18 protein-coding genes and 1 tRNA gene are annotated in these 18,993 nt (G+C 40.7%); 10 read left to right on the top strand and 9 right to left on the bottom strand.

The features are described from left to right. Positions 1–53: 53 nt before the first annotated feature. Entirely contained in the window at positions 54–629 is a 576-nt protein-coding gene (locus PL9631_RS20505; protein WP_407947599.1) for a VOC family protein, read from the top strand. A gap of 162 nt (positions 630–791) precedes the next feature. Here PL9631_RS20505 and PL9631_RS20500 read toward each other — a convergent pair. Next, positions 792–865, bottom strand: a tRNA-Arg gene (locus PL9631_RS20500). A 395-nt stretch (positions 866–1,260) separates the two neighbouring features. Here PL9631_RS20500 and PL9631_RS20495 point away from each other — a divergent pair. The 3 genes from PL9631_RS20495 to PL9631_RS20485 all read left to right on the top strand — a co-directional run bounded on the left by PL9631_RS20495 (position 1,261) and on the right by PL9631_RS20485 (position 4,187). After that, positions 1,261–1,932, top strand: coding sequence for an Npun_F0813 family protein (locus tag PL9631_RS20495; RefSeq protein WP_083623240.1), 672 nt, complete (start codon positions 1,261–1,263; stop codon positions 1,930–1,932). 134 nt (positions 1,933–2,066) lie between these two features. Next, complete coding sequence (locus PL9631_RS20490) at positions 2,067–3,104, top strand: hypothetical protein (protein WP_083623238.1); 1,038 nt, start codon at positions 2,067–2,069, stop codon at positions 3,102–3,104. Between the two features lie 153 nt (positions 3,105–3,257). After that, positions 3,258–4,187 carry a helix-turn-helix domain-containing protein gene (locus PL9631_RS20485; RefSeq protein WP_083623236.1) on the top strand — a complete coding sequence of 310 codons (930 nt, stop codon included), beginning with the start codon at positions 3,258–3,260 and terminating at the stop codon, positions 4,185–4,187. A 28-nt stretch (positions 4,188–4,215) separates the two neighbouring features. On the opposite strand, the gene PL9631_RS20480 is transcribed toward PL9631_RS20485, so the two are convergent. Next, a complete protein-coding gene (locus PL9631_RS20480) occupies positions 4,216–5,082 on the bottom strand; it encodes a methyltransferase domain-containing protein (protein ID WP_083623235.1) in 867 nt (288 codons plus the stop codon). A 112-nt stretch (positions 5,083–5,194) separates the two neighbouring features. Between PL9631_RS20480 and PL9631_RS20475 the strand changes: the two genes are divergently transcribed. Further along, positions 5,195–6,529: a TrkH family potassium uptake protein gene (locus tag PL9631_RS20475; protein WP_083623233.1), complete on the top strand. Its 1,335-nt coding sequence runs from the start codon at positions 5,195–5,197 to the stop codon at positions 6,527–6,529. 36 nt (positions 6,530–6,565) lie between these two features. Next, positions 6,566–7,264 (top strand): potassium channel family protein, encoded by a 699-nt coding sequence (locus PL9631_RS20470; protein WP_083623232.1) that lies wholly within the window; start codon positions 6,566–6,568, stop codon positions 7,262–7,264. Between the two features lie 13 nt (positions 7,265–7,277). Here the strand turns inward: PL9631_RS20470 and PL9631_RS20465 are convergent, their stop codons facing one another. From PL9631_RS20465 to PL9631_RS20455, 3 genes are all read right to left on the bottom strand, one after another. Continuing rightward, positions 7,278–7,688 (bottom strand): hypothetical protein, encoded by a 411-nt coding sequence (locus PL9631_RS20465; RefSeq protein WP_083623230.1) that lies wholly within the window; start codon positions 7,686–7,688, stop codon positions 7,278–7,280. Positions 7,689–7,839: 151 nt separating this feature from the next. Further along, positions 7,840–9,516 carry an ABC1 kinase family protein gene (locus PL9631_RS20460; RefSeq protein ID WP_083623229.1) on the bottom strand — a complete coding sequence of 559 codons (1,677 nt, stop codon included), beginning with the start codon at positions 9,514–9,516 and terminating at the stop codon, positions 7,840–7,842. A gap of 253 nt (positions 9,517–9,769) precedes the next feature. Beyond that, entirely contained in the window at positions 9,770–11,020 is a 1,251-nt protein-coding gene (locus PL9631_RS20455; protein ID WP_197046455.1) for a DegT/DnrJ/EryC1/StrS family aminotransferase, read from the bottom strand. A 249-nt stretch (positions 11,021–11,269) separates the two neighbouring features. Between PL9631_RS20455 and PL9631_RS20450 the strand changes: the two genes are divergently transcribed. Then, the gene (locus tag PL9631_RS20450) at positions 11,270–11,620 is read left to right on the top strand and encodes an antibiotic biosynthesis monooxygenase (RefSeq protein ID WP_079681004.1); all 351 of its coding nucleotides are present in this window, start codon (positions 11,270–11,272) and stop codon (positions 11,618–11,620) included. Positions 11,621–11,703: 83 nt separating this feature from the next. Here the strand turns inward: PL9631_RS20450 and PL9631_RS20445 are convergent, their stop codons facing one another. After that, a complete protein-coding gene (locus PL9631_RS20445; RefSeq protein WP_083623225.1) occupies positions 11,704–12,198 on the bottom strand; it encodes a DUF427 domain-containing protein in 495 nt (164 codons plus the stop codon). A gap of 278 nt (positions 12,199–12,476) precedes the next feature. On the opposite strand from PL9631_RS20445, the gene PL9631_RS20440 reads away from it, so the two are divergent. Next, a complete protein-coding gene (locus PL9631_RS20440; protein ID WP_083623224.1) occupies positions 12,477–12,815 on the top strand; it encodes a hypothetical protein in 339 nt (112 codons plus the stop codon). Between the two features lie 109 nt (positions 12,816–12,924). Here the strand turns inward: PL9631_RS20440 and PL9631_RS20435 are convergent, their stop codons facing one another. Together PL9631_RS20435 and PL9631_RS20430 are read right to left on the bottom strand one after the other, a co-directional pair. Then, positions 12,925–14,604 carry an ABC1 kinase family protein gene (locus tag PL9631_RS20435; RefSeq protein WP_083623222.1) on the bottom strand — a complete coding sequence of 560 codons (1,680 nt, stop codon included), beginning with the start codon at positions 14,602–14,604 and terminating at the stop codon, positions 12,925–12,927. 65 nt (positions 14,605–14,669) lie between these two features. Beyond that, on the bottom strand, positions 14,670–16,316 hold the full coding sequence (locus PL9631_RS20430; RefSeq protein ID WP_083623220.1) for a GspE/PulE family protein: 1,647 nt from the start codon (positions 16,314–16,316) through the stop codon (positions 14,670–14,672). A 206-nt stretch (positions 16,317–16,522) separates the two neighbouring features. Here PL9631_RS20430 and PL9631_RS20425 point away from each other — a divergent pair, with 206 nt between their 5' ends. Next, positions 16,523–18,211, top strand: a complete 1,689-nt coding sequence (locus PL9631_RS20425; protein ID WP_083623218.1) for a DUF3352 domain-containing protein — start codon at positions 16,523–16,525, stop codon at positions 18,209–18,211. Between the two features lie 29 nt (positions 18,212–18,240). Further along, positions 18,241–18,345 (top strand): DUF4351 domain-containing protein, encoded by a 105-nt coding sequence (locus PL9631_RS26840; protein WP_269321710.1) that lies wholly within the window; start codon positions 18,241–18,243, stop codon positions 18,343–18,345. Positions 18,346–18,347: 2 nt separating this feature from the next. Here the strand turns inward: PL9631_RS26840 and PL9631_RS20415 are convergent, their stop codons facing one another. Next, positions 18,348–18,953 carry a ribonuclease HII gene (locus PL9631_RS20415; protein ID WP_083623216.1) on the bottom strand — a complete coding sequence of 202 codons (606 nt, stop codon included), beginning with the start codon at positions 18,951–18,953 and terminating at the stop codon, positions 18,348–18,350. Positions 18,954–18,993: the final 40 nt, after the last annotated feature.

Here is an 18,993-nt window from a genome sequence, read left to right as displayed (position 1 = left end):
ATTGAGTTTATTTCCTACTTCTGAATTTATTTATGCTAATACCCATTAATTTTATGAATTTTTCGTTTCATTTTTTACCGTTAAGTGCGTTTTTCCCTGAATTTCCGGTTTTTGACGGGATTTTTTCCACCCAGGGAGTGATGGTGATGTTACTGGCTGCCTATGCCGTGGCAATGTGGATGTTTCTCACCAGCGCGCCGAAAGTACATACAATTATGGTTTCTGATTTGAATGTAGCCCGGGATTTTTATGAAGGTTTATTAGGACTAGCTGTGGCAGATGTGCCTTTACATTATTACTATAACTATGAACAAACATTGGGGGCTGGAATTGATCCCCTGTATCTTTCTGCCTCTGTGGGGCCGACTGCAACGTCTAAAATGCAGGGTACGGAGGGGTTATGGTATCAACTGATGAAAAACACTCAGTTACATATTATTGGGGGGGCTAGTTATGGGTCTAAAGATCAAGAACGTCATGTTTGTTTTGATAAAGATTGTTTAGAACAAATTTTAATGCGGGTACAATTGCGCGGTGTAAAACATAAAATTCGCAGTGAAATACCGTTAAATTTTTTAGTGAAAGATTTAGATGACCGTGTTATTGAAATGACAGAAGTTAAGAATTAAATTAATTCTGTCCGCAGTAGCCTTGGCTGTCTAGGGCTTACCTTCCCAGTCATCGGTCATGGAGAGTAATCGGTTAATGATCAACCCCAGAAACGGAAAGTAGAGAAAATCTCTCTCCACTTTGTCTACACTTTTGCCTATTCTGGAACCCTGGAAATTTAACGGGTGTGGAGGGATTCGAACCCCCGACAGACGACTTAGAAGGTCGCTACTCTATCCACCTGAGTTACACACCCAATATAAAAATATTTTACCTTATTCGGTGCTCAATTTTTCACATCATCTCAAAAGACTTTTTTTGAGTCATCGCAAAACAAACAGGACGGCGGCAGTTTATTGTCCTAAAAAAAGCCAGTGGAGGTTCAAGTCGATTTCCGTCTGGTCGATGCCTATGCTATGATCAGTGGTGTTTTAAACAGAACTGCAAACCCTATTAATATTAGTGCAGACTGTAATCGTACAACCCGTATGAGATTGGGATTGGATCGGGGTGGAGTGGTCACCAGGTGTCTTGACTACACCTTTAAGAATCCGGGTTTGGAATCTTAAAAATCTCAGTGAATCAGCACGCAGCCGATTTACCGAGAGTGTCAAAGCCGGATGCCATGACAGGAGTAGGTGCAGAAGTGTCATGTTTATATTAAAAAGAGCGGATGTTGAAATCACAATGGTTCAACATCCTAGCCGAGACCAGCAAATTCCTGTTTTAAATTATCAGGGGCAGACATTTCGCCTAATGAAAATGTTTGAAGCCAAATATGCAGATGAGGCGAGGGCTTTGTGGCGAGATCTGACTGATAATAAGGGGAAAGCTTGCGTTTTATTAGAAGAACCCGATCGATATAGTGTCTGGGGAAAAGTCCGTTTAGACCAACTGTTAAAAGAAGGTCACGGCTCAACGGACAACAAATTACCTATTTTGACTCAAGCCTGCTTGCTGCTATTGCAAGCGGTTTACTTTGATATTGAAGATTTGTTAGGATCTAAACAAGCGGTTTCCTTTCAAAAAGATTTGACCAAAATTTTTAAACAGTCCCAGTTTCCCCAGACTGATGATTCCAAAGCGGTAGAAATGCTCCTGACCGTCAGTCCCCTGGAGAGCCTCAAAATTACCTCCTGGCAAGAAAATCACCTCAGCACCTTACTGCAAGAACTCTATGACCTGGGAAAAAGCTATTTTGGCAATACCAGTTTTGCAGAGGGAATAGAAGAAGTGCTTGAGGATATGGCGGTTGATGATCGCGAACAGTTTGTCAGTTGGTTGCACCAGTCGTCTTTGAGTCAGAAATGGGTGATGAATTAACCAAAAGATAGACTAGCTGTTCTGACCTAAATATGGGACGCTAGACTAAAGACGATTGTTTAAATGCTGAAGTTAACAACGACTAGCCGCCAACCTTCGTTTTGATTCTTTAAATTGCTAGGTATTTTAATCCTATGGGTAGCACTTCACAACCAAAGTCCTCTTTATCTTCCACCTTGTTTTCATCACAGGGTCTGGTGATTGCTGGAATTGTGTGGGCTGTTCTTGCCTTGTTATTTTTTCTGCTGTTTAGTGTGACTGTACAAGGAGAGGAGTTACCTCTGTGGTACTCCATCGGAACGTACTTTTTTGAATTGGGGGCATTTTTAGCCGCTGCCGTTGTCTGTTATAGAAATTGGCAAAGTCCTCAGATGGTGAGCGGTAGAAATGTTTGGTTATGTATTGGGTTAGGGGTATTTTTCTACTTTGTGGGGGGTGTTCTGTTTGGGGTGTGGGAACTGGCTTGGAATTTAGATCCGGCGGTTTCTATCGCCGATGGTTTTTATGTTCTGAGCTATCTATTTCTGGGGACAGGAATGATTCTAGCCGTCATTTCTAAACGCTTAGATTTGGATCTGGGTCAGTGGTTAACGTTACTTGGGGTAGCGATTGTGGGAACCACCTTTGGAATGTGGGTTGCCAGCCCTAACTTGTTTGGATTGCTGGGTTCACCGGATGATCCTGTGGCGATTGAACAATCGGTTCCTACCCCTGCTGTTACCGCCCCTGGAATCTCCGCGCCCAAAATTGAACCCTCTGGGAGCCAAACTTCCCCGAAAATTGAACCAGAGACTGAGACTTCTTCTGCTCCCTTGTGGGTGGAGGCGATTGATAGCAAACTTGAACCTCTGGCTTTTGGGTTCAACTTGTTTTATATCATCGGGGATGTTTTCCTGTTGATTCTAGCAACGGCTTTGATTTTAGCCTTTTGGGGCGGACGGTTTTCCCAGTCCTGGCGGATGATTGCCTTTGCCATTTTCTCTCTGTATATTGCGGATATGTATTTTAAATGGGCTGATTCCCGAGGGTCAGGGGAATATGAAAGTGGCGGTTTGTTAGAAGTGTTCTTTGTATTTACGGGGGTGTTATTTGCCGTTGGAGCGATTTTGGAGTATGACATCTCAACCCGTTCTCGCCAAAGCCGACGGAGCAGACGATCGGCCAAGGGGTAATACGGAAAACCCTTGAGGTTTCGACCTGAACCCTCCAGACCCGTCAAACCCTCGTTTAATCTTTGTCCTCTTTTGATCACTCCGAGGCTGGGTGGGAAATCCCTTGGCTTTATGTAAATCTTAATCCTTCCATATCAAGTGACTCCCAACTCAATGACATCCACGAAACTTTCTGAATCGGACAAATGGGAAATTATTAGGCTCTATCAAGACGTGCCAGAGGAAACAACCATTACCCTGGCAGAACGCTATGGAGTCAGTAGCTCGACCGTGAGACGAGTCCTGCAAAATGCTGTTCCTAAAGAGGTCTATGATATTCTGACGACCCAAAAACAGCGTCTCCATCGTGTGGGAAAACGTTCCTCGGAGGATGGGGTGGGTGGAGATGATGCTCAAGAGGAAGCTCACCGGGACACTCCTGAACCTGTAAGCCAGGAATCGACCCTGATCTTGCCCCGGAAGCGGAAACGCTCATCTACGCCGGAGGTTGTGAAGTCAGATGTTTCTGATTCCTTGGAGTCCGATTCCATACAAATTTCTCCGTCTAATTATCAGTTGTCTATTCCGGGTCTGGAGGGGCTGTTTTCCCCGGCTCGGCTTGAAGTCAAGGGTCATGGGTTTGAGGACTATGACGAAGATGAGCAAGATGGGGAAGACAGGAATCCTGATCAGGAAGACTATGTAGACGAGTTTGCTGACGAGGAAGACGATGAGGATGATGATACAGAGCCTCGGGGTCTATTTTCCCCTGGACTAGCTAGTGGAGCGACCGTATCGGTCAAAATTTTGCCCTTAACGGAAACGGCACTCCCGAAAACCTGTTATTTAGTGATTGACCGATTCTCGGAATTGATTGCTAAACCCTTGAGGGCATTTAGTGAGTTGGGAACGATTCCAGAGGAAGAAGTCCTAGAACAAACCCTTCCTGTTTTTGATAATCACCGGATCGCTAGTCGTTTCTCGGGACGCAACCAACGGGTGTTTAAAGTGCCCGATGGCCGACTCCTGAGAAAAGTGGCTCCCTATTTACAAGCCAAGGGAATTACCCGGCTATTAATTGATGGCCAGGTTTATCGGTTTTGATCGGGGTTGATTCACACCGCCCTATTTATCATTTTCTTGCTGTTAATAAACCAAAACGAATCAGTCCCGTGTCATAGCCTCGACTCATTAGGGGTAAGGCTAGGGCGGCTTGAATGGTTGTGGGGCCACTCAATAGCAGGCCGACGATGGCATTCAGGTTAAAGGCGGAATCGATCACCGTATGCCAAAAGGGGGCCACGGCCTTTGACCAGTCGGCTGTTTGAATATTTTTAAACCCTTGATCCGTGGCGATCGCTTCATATTCGGGCAAAGCAATCACATAGGGTAAGGCGTAAACCCGATAAATTTCGGCTAGGTGTCGGCGCTCCTCCTCGGTGAGTTGTCCGGCTTGTCCCCCCAAGGGACGATGACACCAAGTAGCTAGTAACAAAGTTCCGCCGGGTTTCAAAACTCGATAGGCTTCCCGCAAAAACTGAATTTTATTGGGGAAGTGTTCGGCACTTTCTAAAGACCACACCAAATCAAAGCTATTGCTCTCGAAGGGCATTTCTAAGGCATCGCCGACCAAAAACTGCGTTTTTTCCTGTAACTGAGCTTCTAGGGCGCGTTCTGTGGCCCTTTTGGCTTGGACGGGACTCAGGGTAATTCCGGTGACATCGGCCTGAAATTTGTCGGCTAAATATAATGAACTTCCCCCAATTCCACAGCCGACGTCAAGCATTCGAGACCCTTGTAACTCCTCTTGATTTGTGGGTGTTAGTCCCCAGTTGAGAAATTCTTCAATTAAGTCAATTTGAGCTTGACGCCGTTCTTTTTTCAGAGTGCCATCCAAGCCATAATATCCATGATGCAAATGTTCTCCCCAAATCTCCTCCCACAAACCGGAAGAAGAATCATAGAAGTGCTGAATTTGTTGATAGAGTGTTGAGTTCATCTGAATCAAAAGAAGAATTTTTGAGTGATGCCATTAGGCAAGCATCCCTACAGTATGATCCTATAGATTCGGAATTTTCTGATAACTTCACCTAAAGATTAACCCTAACTCCATGACCGTATCTCGAACAATTGGTTTAGGTTTCCTGGCGGTAATTACCGTTGGGACAATTTCATTGATGTTGCCCTTCTCCTTAAGTGCCAGAACTTGGGGTAATCCTTTAACTGCTTTATTTACTGCGACCTCTGCGGTTTGCGTAACCGGGTTATCCGTTGTGGATGTGGGCAAATTCTACTCATTTTGGGGCCAGTTGATAATCCTGGTGCTGGTTCAGGTCGGGGGGTTAGGATACATGACCGTCACCACCTTTTTATTGTTGGTATTGGGTCGAAAGTTTCGCCTCAAGGATAAATTAGCCCTGCAACAATCTTTAGATGCTTCGGGAATAGCGGGGGCTGTGCCTTTATTAAAATCTATTGTGGCAACCACCGCCCTATTTGAAATAACCGGAGTTTTTCTATTGTTATTTGTGTTTGTTCCTGATTTGGGATGGAATCAGGGACTATGGTTTGCCCTTTTTCATAGTGTAAATGCTTTCAACAATGCCGGATTTGGATTATTCTCTGATAACTTTATTCGCTATGTTAACTCTCCCTTATTAAATTTTATCATTACGTTTTTAATTATTTGGGGAGGCATGGGCTATCAAGTGATTCAAGAACTTCATTTATGGATTTGTAATCGATTCTCTAGTCGTCCCCTTCGTCGTGATTTTTCGATTCATTTCCGAGTTGTTACTTCTACCACAATCTTTCTATTAGTCTTAGGAACAGTTTTATTATTCTTTACTGAACATCGAAATCCAGGAACCTTAGAACCCCTTAATTTTCCTCGACAAGTTATGGCGGCTTGGTTTCAATCAGTAACGACCCGAACAGCTGGATTTAATACGATTAATAATGGAGAATTAACCGTTGCTGGGTTATTTATCACAATCATTTTGATGTTTATTGGCGCTAGTCCGGGGGGAACCGGAGGCGGGATTAAAACCACAACCGTTAGGATTTTATTTAATTCTACTCGTTCGGCTTTACAGGGGCGAGAAGAAGTGATTTGCTATAAACGCCAAATTCCACTCCCGTTAATTTTAAAAGCTATTGGGGTTTTATTTGGTTCGTTTATGGTAATTTGTATCTCAGCAATTCTGATTTCTTTAAGTCAGCCGGAAATTGCGTTTGCGCCGATTTTATTTGAGGTGGTTTCTGCCTTTGCTACGGTGGGGTTATCCACGGGAATTACCGGCGGTTTAACCCCCTTGAGTCAATTGATTATTATTACTACAATGTATATGGGACGGGTTGGGGTACTGTTATTAATGTCGGCTATTTTGGGTGATCCTAAACCCACGTCGATTGACTATCCTGAAGAAAACCTTTTAGTAGGATAAACCACTCACATTTTGCCGTTTTGAAAGACCCATAATATGAACTTCTCATCTTGGAATTTTTTACGCAATCTCCGAACTGAAAAAAGACAATTTGCTGTGATTGGATTAGGTCGGTTTGGAAGTGCCGTTTGTTCAACATTGCACAAAAGCGGTTATGAAGTTCTCGCGGTTGATAAAGAAGAAAAACGAGTGACTTCGGCATTAAGTGATCAAATAGCCTCCCATGCGTTGCTGTTAGATTCTACTGAAACCTCTGCACTTCGAGAAGCAGGAATTTTAGAATTTGATACGGTAATTGTCGCTGTGGGTAGTTTTTTAGCCGAAAGTATTACCACCACTTTAAACTTAAAAGAAGGGGGTGTTGCAAATGTAATTGCGAAAGCATCTTCGGAAACCCATGCTAAATTATTAAATAAAGTGGGAGCCGATTTAGTCGTATTCCCAGAACAGGAAATGGGACAACAATTAGCCCGACAATTGACTCGCCCCCGTTTACTCGATCAGTTTGAACTTGATGCAGAACACAGTATTGTAGAAATGATTGTCCCCGATGAATTTGATGGGAAAACCATTGCCGAATTAGAACTGCGGCGCCGTTATGGATTAAATCTTTTAGCGATTAAAAATGAAGGGGATAAAATGGAAATTAACCCCCTTTCTAATCGCAAACTTTACAAAGGAACCATGATTGTTGTCGTGGGTTCTAATCAGGATATTAACCGTTTAGTGGGTTAATTTCTAGGCTCAATTAATTCTCCGGTGGATTCTGTTGAGGGATGATTTTACCTAAACTTAAATCGTCTAAATCAATCCCTCTTAAACCTTTTTCTTCTAATTGGTTAAATAATCGAGTTAACTGATACCAAACTAACCCAGCCATTAATGCCGTTAAGGGAATAGAAAACCCATAGGCAAAGGATTCTGAAAAGGCAAAAACTTCTAAACAGGAAGCCAGAAAAATACAAATTCCTAACCCAACTCCCAGAAAGGGAAACAGTATGGGAAACCCCCGCAAGTTAGCGAGATTACGACTAGAACGATTTTTTGACCATTCTTTTAACAGTTGTTTGAGATTCACAACAAAAGCCGTACAACAGGTTATTCCAATGAATAAACCCCCAACAATCAAAACTAAAGGCGGATTCGCAGAATTAAACATAAATCGGTAATCAGTAATCAGTTATCAGTCATCAGTTATCAGTGTAAGAGTTATCAGTCATCAGTTGACGGTAAAGAGTTCATAGTTAATATTTGTGGGCTAAAAACAGTTAACTGTTAACTTTTAACTAATAACTGTTAACTAACAACTGTTAACTTTTAACTGATGACTGATCACTGATCACTGATAACTGACTAATCGCTCCCCAAGCTGCATCAAATAAACGACTGGGTTTTAAATCGGGTTGAATTAAAGTCCATAACCTTTGAACTTCTGTGGTATGGAGACGATCATCTTCGGTTAAAGCCGAAATAATTTGACGGCGGAGGAAATCTCCTTCATCAGACATTAAATATTTTAATCCTAATTGAGCCGTAGGTAACAGATCAAAATTCCGATCTGATCGGGCGATCGCAATCATATTTTCTAATCGTTGCCATTGTAATTTCCCATCTTTAAATAGGACTTCGATTAAACGACGTCGCAGGGCTGGAGTTTCACCATTTAATAATCGACGGGCGACGTAGGGATAGGCCACATCCACAATTTTGAAATCGGGATTCAAACTCAAAGCAATTCCTTCTTGAGTCACCAAGGAACGAATAATTAAGGCAAATTGGGCGGGAACTCGGAAGGGATATTCATACATTAATTCCGAAAAACTATCGGTAATCGTTTTAAAATTAAAATCCTTAACGCTAGTACCTATGACATCCCCCAAGACCATTTCCAAGGCAGGAATAATCGGTTGAATATTAGTTTCAGGCGACAAAAACCCTAATTTCACGAAATCAAGTGCCAGTTGATCATAGTCTTTATTAATCAAATGCACCACGGAATCCACCAAGGTTTCCTTTGTATTCTGTTGTAACTGATCCATCATCCCAAAATCAATAAATGCCATGCGACCATCGGGCAAAGCAAATAAATTTCCGGGGTGTGGATCGGCGTGGAAAAAGCCAAATTCCAAGAGTTGTTTTAAACCACTGGTCACGCCAATTTCAATCAAAGTATCCTGATCTAATCCAGCGGCTTTAATTCGTTCGGTATCGGTTAATTTAAACCCATTAATCCACTCTAAAGTTAAAACACAAGTGGTGGTGTAACGCCAATAAATCAAGGGGACTTTGACATTAGGATCATCGGCAAAATAGGTGGCAAACCGTTCCGCATTCCGACCTTCATTAATATAGTCAATTTCCTCAAATAACTTAACCCCAAATTCATCGACAATTAGGCTTAAATCATGTCCTAAATTCAACGGAAGCCACGGAGAAAGCCATCCCGCTGCCCAACGCATTAAATATAAATCTAAGGTTAAAACGGGTAATAAATTCGGCCGTTGTACCTTAACCGCCACTTCTTCCCCAGTTCTGAGTCGGGCGTGATAGACTTGACCCAAACTAGCAGCCGCTACGGGTTCGGAAGAAATTTCCCTATAAAGACTGTCTAAATCCTGGTCTAATTCCGCTTCAATAATTGCCATCGCCTGATTATGATTAAAGGGCGGCAATTGATCCTGAAGTTTGGTTAATTCCTCTAAAAAATCTTTTCTAATTAAATCGGGACGGGTAGAAAGCGCTTGGCCGACTTTAATATAGGTAGGGCCTAAATCCGTGAGCACATGGCGCAGGTGGGTAGCCCGTTGGGGGGTATGTTCCACGTCCCCATGTTGCCATTTATCCCACAATAACCCCAAAATAAACCCGGTGAAATACCAAATCACCATAATTGTCCGTCCGATCGCCAACCAGGGGCGACGACGGTGGTAGCGGGCAATTTCCTCTGGGTCATAGCGTCGTCTGGATTTGACTTGCTGTGGGTTCACGTTTGTTGTATTCCTCCTAGTGGTTAGATTTTTAGAGTTGGGAGCGAAAAAAAGGCATTTTGACAGTTGACCTTTAGTTATTGATTCTTCGTTAACCTTTAGTTAGTGAGGATACTCACACTGCGGTCAGTTGCTTCTGTCGTCTAGGGCGATCTTGTACCTATTTTTAACGGATGATTGTGAATTTTTTTATCGTTTTGTTACCTAACAGTATACAAACAATCGCACCACAAAGACGCGCCCAGATAGGTTGCTAAAATTGCGGGATTTGAGTCACTCCTTCTTTGATGGCGGTAATCACCTGATCTTGCTGTTCTGGAGACAGTTCGGGAAATAGGGGTAAAGATAAGACTTCCTGACAAATGGTTTCCACAATCGGGAGTTGATTGGCTTGATAGCCTAAATTTTGATAAACCGGTTGCTGATGTAGGGGAATGGGATAGTAAATCATAGAACCAATTCCCTGTTCTTGCAGGTAGTTTCGCAGATAATCTCGTCGTTTGAGGGAGGGTAATGAGTAATGGGTAATGGGTAATGGGTAATGGGTAATGGGTAAGTTTACTTCCCCTGCTTCCCCTGCTTCCCCTGCTCCCCCTGCTCCCCCTGCTCCCTGCTCCCTGTGGTCTGTTTGTACCCGAATAGTGTATTGATTCCACACACTTTCGCCAAAGGTAATGTCTTGGGGTGTGATAATTTCTGGGAGAGGATAGAGTAACTGGTGATACCGTCTGGCAAGGGTTTGCCGTTGTTGGTTCCAGGTATCGAGATAACGCAGTTTGATCCGTAAAATCGCTGCTTGTAGGGCATCTAAACGGCTATTAATCCCAATGGTATCCGAACTATAACGGGTTGACTGACCATGTTCTTTGATAATTCTCATGGCTTGGGCCAGGGCCGGATCTTGGGTAGTTACGGCCCCACCATCGCCACAGGCGCCTAAATTTTTCGTGGGGAAGAAACTAAAACAGCCGATATCTCCGATACTTCCAACTTTTTGCCCCTTCCAAGTGGCCCCGGTAGCTTGGGCGCAGTCTTCAATCACCGCTAAATTATAGGATTTTGCCACGGCCATTAATCGGGTCATGTCCACAGGTTGACCAAATAAATGGACGGGAATAATGGCTTTTGTTTTTTCGGTGACAGCGTTGGGAATTTGTTCAATATCGAGATTAAAAGTTGTGGCATCAATATCGACAAATACAGGCGTTGCCCCCACTGCACTGATCATTTCTGCGGTGGCGATAAAGGTAAAGGGGGTGGTAATCACTTCATCCCCTGGCCCAATCTTCAGGGCGCGTAGGGCTAAAAATAGGGCATCGGTTCCCGAGTTACAGGCAATGGTTTCCCTAACCCCAATATATTCTCCAAAGTCTTGTTCAAAGGCTTCGACCGTTGAACCTCCAATATAACGACCGGAAGCCAAGACCGCTTGCACACAAGCGCTGACTTCATCCTGAATGGTTTTGTACTGTAGGCTAAGATCGAGCGGGGGGACTGTATTCACGTTTGACACCACCAAGTAAAATTGAAATTGGGTTCGCTACTAGAGGAACGTTTTTTTGATTTCTTTAAGATTTTACAGACTTGGGGCTTTTCTGGGGACTAATTGCGATCGCAATTGTTGTTATTCTTGCCAAGGGTCAAAGGGTCACGGTTATTCCCTATGGTTTTTGGCGATTAAACTGGTAGAATTATTTGGGGTTGAGTCTTAACTCTGGTGCAAAAACTTGCAGTTTATTACATTTATTAACTTATGTCTGAATTTCAGGATTTTTTAAGACGAAAAGTTGCCTACGTTGCCATCGGTGAATTCAAACCGGGTAAATTTAAAGAAGCTCAAACATTATTTGAACAAGCGGTAGCTACCTATAAAGAAGGTTTTCAAGGAGCTTATTTACTTCAAGAACCTGGAACCGATAAGGGAATTGCTCTGATTTTCTGGGAAGATATTGGTGATATGGATACTTCCAATAACCACACCGAAGCCTATGAAGCTATTATGAATGAAATGTCATCCCTATTTGTCAAAGCCCCAACCACATCTTTTTATGAAGTTAATAGTGCAATTCATTTAGAACAGTTAGCAGAATCATTACTGAAATAAAACCCTAAATCAGTTTCAGCAAATTAAAATTTCTATACCTACAGAACTCGCTTAGGCGGGTTTTGTAGGTTAAATAGTATAGATTACCACCCCATTGTTCCCGGTTCTCCCTTAAATGGCCCCACAATATTTTGAGTAATCCAACCCCCATAAAAATCCCCGGTTTGGGCTTGAACTAATTCTTCTCCCACATAGCAAGCATCCATGAAACTAGCATAAAAACTATAATAATTTTGAATATCAATAAATTCAGGAACTGGACTCAAATAACTCCAGGCTGCATTAACAGCTTGTTTGTCACCGACCGTAATATTATAATAACTACAAGCCCCTTTCCATTCACACCAACTTCTGCGAGAAGTTTGTTGTAAATACTCTAATTGAATATCTTCGGGCGGAATATAATATACCGGGGGATGGCTGGTTTCTAAGACTCGTTTTGCCCCTTGGGTTTCGGCTAAAATAATCCCATTAAATATTACTTTAATCGGTTGGTTGACATCTTCCAAACGAGGGGGACGGGGATAATCCCAAACGGATTCTTGGCCGGGTTCTGGGGGAATAGGGATAGGTAGCATTCTGATAATTTTTTATAGGTTTTACTGAGTTGTATTTTTACATATTTTAGTGATAATTTCAAACTGGCTTTTATAGAATAGCTAAATTAAATAGGACTTACGCAGGTCGCCCGAGAAACCGGGTTTTTTAGATAATATGTGAGTCACAACGAAGTATTTTCGTAAAAACCCGGTTTCTTTGGTTGGGTGCGTAAGTTCTGTTAAAGCGCGCTCGCCGATTCTTGACTAACTCTAATAAAATTGTTAAAATCAAGATACTATTGAGGTTGAATTTAACAATGGTAACTAACTCTCCTCCCGTTATCAATCTTGGGAATAAATTAAATTATGATATTGGAATTAAGCAACTCAAAAAGGGTAAATATCAAACGTTTGTCTTAAAATACCCGAGTTTAAAAGCATCGGGAAATAGTCGAGAAGAAGCTATTAAAAAGTTATCTCAGCGTCTCCAAGATTTTTTAAAGGATACGGAAATTATTAATTTAGAAATTGAACTTCCTAAACCTGAAGACCCTTGGATGAAATTTGCAGGAATTTTTGAAAATGATCCTCAGTTTGATCAAGTTTTAGAAGCTATTCAAGATTATCGAAATGAAATTGATGCACAGGAGGAATAATCAGGATGAGACTATTTATAACAACGAGCGTGTTTACAACTTTTTTGTGTCTTTGTGGTTAAATTAGGCTTAACACTTCTCAAGATACAAGCAAAAACTGCTATAAACCTTAACTTTCTGCAATTCGATCTAAACGTTCTCGAATAGCCAAATTAAAGAGCGATCGCACCGACATCCATAACCCAAATAGGGATAAAACCAAGACAAAAACCGCCCATCCTTGATAATTTCCAATTAACAAAATCGCTCCAGCAATTAAAGTAAATCCTGTCCAACAGATATAAATTAAAGTTTTAATCGCTAAATTAATCCGTCTTAAAGCGCGATCGCTTTCTACAGACCTGACCCGAATTTGTAACTCTCCTTCTTCCAAACGTTCTTCTAAACGACGTATTAAAACCTCTGATTTGCTCGGTTGTTGTAATCTAAATTTAATAAAATCTCGCGCCTGTTTTGCTAATTCTCCGACTAAATTACCTCGCTCTTGAGAAATCGTTAAACTCTTAACAAAGGGTTGGGCGCAAGCAACTAAACTATATTTAGGATCTAAATTTCTCGCCAAACCATCCAAAGTGGTTAAAGACTTTAAAATAAACATCATTTGAGCGGGTAAACGGAAGGGTTGTTGCTCAAACATGATATAAATTTCTTCTTTAATTTGATTGAACATCTGAAAATCGACTGGTTTTTCTGTAAATTCTTCTAATAAAAATTTAACCATTTTTCTAACGGGTTTCATATCAGAAACAGGTTCAATTAATCCAATATCAACTAAGGTAGTTAATACCACATCCGTATCTTTTTTTAACACGGCAAAAAAGGCTTTAATCATCTGATCCTTGGCCAAGGCTTTCACTTCTGCCATCATGCCAAAATCATAAAAAATTAAATTTCCCTCAACACTAACGGCAATATTTCCCGGGTGAGGGTCAGCTTGGAAAAAACCATCCTGAAGAATTTGTTTTAAATAACAACAAATCCCTAACTGATTTATCCGTTTAACATCAATGCCATAAGCGATTAATTTATCTCGATCATCGGCTTTAATTCCGGGTAAATATTGCATAGTTAAAACCTTATGGGTGGTATACTTCCAATAAACTTTAGGAACCAAAATACCCGGATAATTTTTAAAATTTTCTCTAAATCTTTCGGCATTTTTACCTTCTTTTATATAATCAATTTCTTGATATAAAATCAAAAAAAACTCATTATATAATTCATCCAAATTATAAAGTTTTGACCAACTAAAATGTCGTTGACAAAACTGAATGATTCGACGTACAGCTTGTACATCTAAATCAAATAATTGTTTTAAACCCGGACGCTGGACTTTAATAATTACATCCTCTCCCGTGTGCAGTCTGGCTTTATGAACTTGTCCTAAACTGGCGGCAGCTAGGGGTTGTTCATCAAAATCTCGATATAATGTAAATAAAGAGTTCCCTAATTCTGCTTCAATAATAGCCACGGCTTCATCCGTACTAAAGGGAGGAACTTGATCCTGTAGTTTCTCTAATTCTTGAACATATTCCAGGGGTAAAATATCAGCCCTTGTTGATAGAGCTTGTCCAATTTTAATAAAAGTCGGCCCCAAATTTAATAGAGTTTTAACTAACCAAGCAGCACGTTTTTGTTTCTGTTTATTGGTCTGATTTCCTAATGTTTTATCCCACCACAAAAAGAACATAAACGACCCACAGGCGGTGAATACATCCAATTGTCTTGTTAATGGAGAATATCGAGTTTTTTGCCAACGTAGGGTTTTAGAATCAAGGGGTGTAAGCATAGGAAATGGGAGATAAGAATAAATAAAATTGTAATTGTTAGAAATAGGATTTTATGATCCTAGTTTCAAGTTTTAATGGAGAATTTTCGCGCTAAAGCACTGCGCGGTAAAACACGCTGAACTTCTTCAACAGTTGTGGCGCCAGTGGTGACTTTTTCAATAGCGGCAATTCGGAAAGATAAAAAGCCTGTTTCATGTAAATAACGATGTAATTCTGTCAGAGTTCCTTCATAAATAATTTGACGAATTCGATCATCAACAGCCAATAATTCTACAATTGCTTCTCGTCCTGAATAGCCAGAATAAAAACAGTTAGAACAGCCTCGACCTTTGCGCCAACCGTCAGTATTTACTTCTTTTAATTCTAACCCTAACAGGTCTAAATCCGTCGCCGTTGGACGATAAGATTCAGCGCAGTGGGGACAAACACGACGGGTTAAACGTTGTCCAACAATTCCTAATAAAGCATCACTAATTAACCCCGGATCGGGGCCAATATCTTTTAAACGGGGAATGGCACCAATGGCATCATTTGTATGCAAGGTTGTCAAGACTAAATGACCAGTTAATGCCGCACGAATGGCGGTATCTGCCGTATCTTGATCTCGAATTTCTCCCACCATAATAATATCAGGATCTTGTCGTAAAATAGCGCGTAATCCGGCAGCAAAAGTCATCCCGGCTCGTTCATGGACTTGGGTTTGAGTAATACCAGATAAGATATATTCAACGGGATCTTCAACGGTAACAACATTAACATTTTCTGTGGCAACGGCTAACAAACTATTATAAAGGGTACTGGTTTTTCCTGACCCTGTGGGCCCGGTAAAAATAATCATTCCCTGGGGTTGACAGAGCCAACTTTTATAAATATTTAATGTGGTTTCCGAGAAGCCTAAATCCTTTAATCCAGAGAAAGGATTTTCTTGGGGTAATAATCGAATTACAGCTTTTTCACCACCCACACAGGGCAGGGTACTAACGCGCATATCAAGAGCAACTTCTAGGTCTTGTCCTGATACATAATTCTCCCCAATTCTGCCATCTTGGGGGCGACGACTTTCGGCAATATCCATATTTGACATGACTTTAATTGCCACGATAACTTTACGTCCAATATCCGAAGGTAAGAGGGTAATATTGCGAAGTAAACCATCAATTCGATAACGAACTCTTAGACCCTCTTGGGAGGGTTCTAAATGAATATCACTGGCACGATTTCTTAAAGCTCCAGAAATTAAAGTTTTAATTCGAGTCAGTTGATCCGCGGCTTTTGATAAATATAATTCCGTGGTTTCACTAACGTTTTCGGATTCTAATTCTCCTGTTAATGGGTTAATTAAAGGGTTGGACGTAATTCGATGGGGATCGAGATGTTGGGCATGATACCAAGCTCGATAACTTTTATCATCAATGGGGATAATTTTAATATCGGAAAAAGTGCGATCGCCCATCAAGGTGAGTGCGTCCATGGAGACTTCTACCGGGCATCCCAGATAATAGCAATTTTGCCATAATAATAACGGAATAACTGGGGGCAAAATATTTTTATCTGGAAATTCGCGAAAAAATCTAAAACTAACATCCCGATCCAATAATTTTAGATTCAAAATTTTTTGATCATCGACTAAATTTTTTAAGGCTTGTTCACAGGTAATATTCTGGTTTCTCAGTTGTTGCCAAGCGGATAAAACGGGTGTTCTTGAAGTCATAATAGATTAACAATAGGATAAATATAATCCAATCGAAAATTGAGTCGATCCATACATCAATTATCTAGTATAATTATACAGGTAAGGTATATATTTTAAACTTAACTCTAGTTCAATCCGTCTCCTTTGTATCGCAAGTACACAACTGACGCATAATAGATCATGAACTCCTATCTAGCAATGGTATTCGCTCAACAGTTAAGCTTATGAAAAGACGCTCATTTCCTAAGATTTTGGTCATTGGTCTGGTCGTTGTGGGACTCCTGGGAATTGCGGGGTTTTATTTGTTATCGGGTCAAAACCCCGCCGCTTTAGTCACAGGTAGCACAAAAACAGCACCAGAGGCGGCTATGTTTGTTCCTCGGACTGCACCCGCCATGGTTTCATTATTAGTAAATCCCGATCGGTTAGAATCAGTAGGAAAGATTTTAACCTTTTCTCAAAAAAGTAATAATAATCGGATTCAACTTAACTCTATTAAAGAAAGTCTTTTAGCTAATACAGGGTTAAATTATGGGCGAGATATTCAACCATGGTTAGGGAATGAAATAACTTGGGCATTAATTACTCCTGATCTGGATCGATTAGCCAATAATGGTCAACAACCTGGGTATTTTGTCGCCTTATCAACAAAAAATTCTCAACGAAGTCAAGAGGTTTTAGATAAATTTTGGCAAAAACAAGTGGATGCGGGTTTAGATATTGTTCAGGATCAATATCGAGGCGTTAAATTGATTTATCGCCGACCCTTTCAAGGAACAATTGATGATGCACCGACTTTAGTTATGGCTACAATTAATGATCGGTTTGTGTTATTTGCCAACTATCCCAAGGTGATGAAAGAAGCCTTAAATACGGTACAAGCGAATCTGAATTTAAGTCAATCAGAATCCTATCAAAAAGCCTTAAAAGAATTAAAACCTGGGGGAGTGGGGTTTGGATTTTTTAATTTAGGAGATTGGCAATTAGTCACTGATCCACAGCAAGAATTTCTCGGTCAGCAACCGACTTTAGCCGTATCTTTAGGGATTAATTCCCAGGGATTATTAGCAGAAACTGTCTTAGTAGCTACCTTAGAAGAAGATACAACAAACCCATCCCCGGCATTTTCTCAACCCGGAGAAGCGTTAAATTATATTAGTTCCAATAGTCCGTTATTAATTGCGGGAAAAGACTTAAATCAACTCTGGACAGATTTCTCTGAAATTATTGCAGCCAATAAACCTTTAGAACAATTTATTACCCAACCCCTAGCTGGAATTAAAACCTTATGGGGTTTAGATTTACCTCAAGATATTTTTAGCTGGGTTACGGGAGAATATGCTTTAGCTGTAGTTCCCCATCAGAATGAAAAATGGGATTGGGTTTTTGTGGCAGAACGTTCGGACAATGCTAATCTAGCAATTGAAAAGTTAGATCAAATAGCGACGGAACAAGGCTATAGTTTGGGATCATTTAATCTTAATAATAATACCCTTTCAGCCTGGACAAAGTTAACCCCTATGCTTGTGGAGAAAAAAGATAAAGCCAAAACCCAAACTAGATTAATTCAAGCGAATGCAAAAGGGATACATTCAACCGTAGGGAAATATGAAATTTTTACAACCTCCGTGGAAGCAATGGATGAGGTTTTAGGGTTGTCAACAACGGAAAATCTGATTACTCAAGACCCCGACTTTAAGACAAGTATTGAAGTTTTACCTCAAACTAATGATGGTTATTTTTATGTCAATTGGCTAACCAGTCGAAATTTCCTTAATCAACAATTTCCTTTGTTTAAATTAGTAGAACTTTCGGCTAAACCCTTTTTTGATAATTTGCGATCACTGACCCTAAGTAGTAGCGATCGCGCGGGGAATATCCAACACGCAACGGTATTTTTAAGACTGCGTTAGGAACAATTAACCCTGAAATTTAAGAACAAATCCGCAGTCTTCCGATTGAATTAGTTGAACAACTAGGGGAAGCTTTATTGGATTTTGAAACGGAGTCAGATTTGTTAAATTGGTTAGCTGGAAATTGTTCCTAATTTTATAAAAGTAGGGATAATTGACAGCAACCAAATGATTGACGATGTTGGCAAGTAATACCATACTCTTGGATTGCTTGGCGGTGTTTTTCGGTTCCGTAACCTTTATTTTGCTTTAAATCATATTCAGGATATTTTTTAGATAAACGGATAATTAATTCATCTCGCCAAACTTTTGCCACAATACTAGCTGCTGCAATTACAATCGATGTACTATCTCCTTTAATGATAGTTTGTTGAGGAATTAATAATTGCGGAATCTTTTGATTTCCGTCAATTAAACAGAGTTCAGGCTGAGGATTTAACCTGGAAATTGCTCGTTTCATCGCTAATAATGTGGCTTGCAAAATATTAAACCGATCTATTTCTTTAACGGAAGCCCAACCTATTTTACAATCAATGGCGATCGCTTTAATTTCAGTGGCTAACTGAGAACGAACCCTAGGGGTTAATTTTTTACTATCTTTAACTCCAGCGCTCGTTAATTGAGTCATACCATCCTCAGATAAAATCACCGCCGCGGCCACCACAGGGCCAAATAAAGCCCCCCGCCCCACCTCATCCACTCCCGCAATTAAAATATAAGTTGGAGTCTGATATTCTGTCATTTAATTTTAAGTTATAATTGCTATTATTATCAATAATAGA

This window comes from Planktothrix paucivesiculata PCC 9631, assembly GCF_900009265.2.
Lineage (GTDB): Bacteria > Cyanobacteriota > Cyanobacteriia > Cyanobacteriales > Microcoleaceae > Planktothrix > Planktothrix paucivesiculata.
This window is presented reverse-complemented; position numbering and strand designations above follow the sequence as displayed.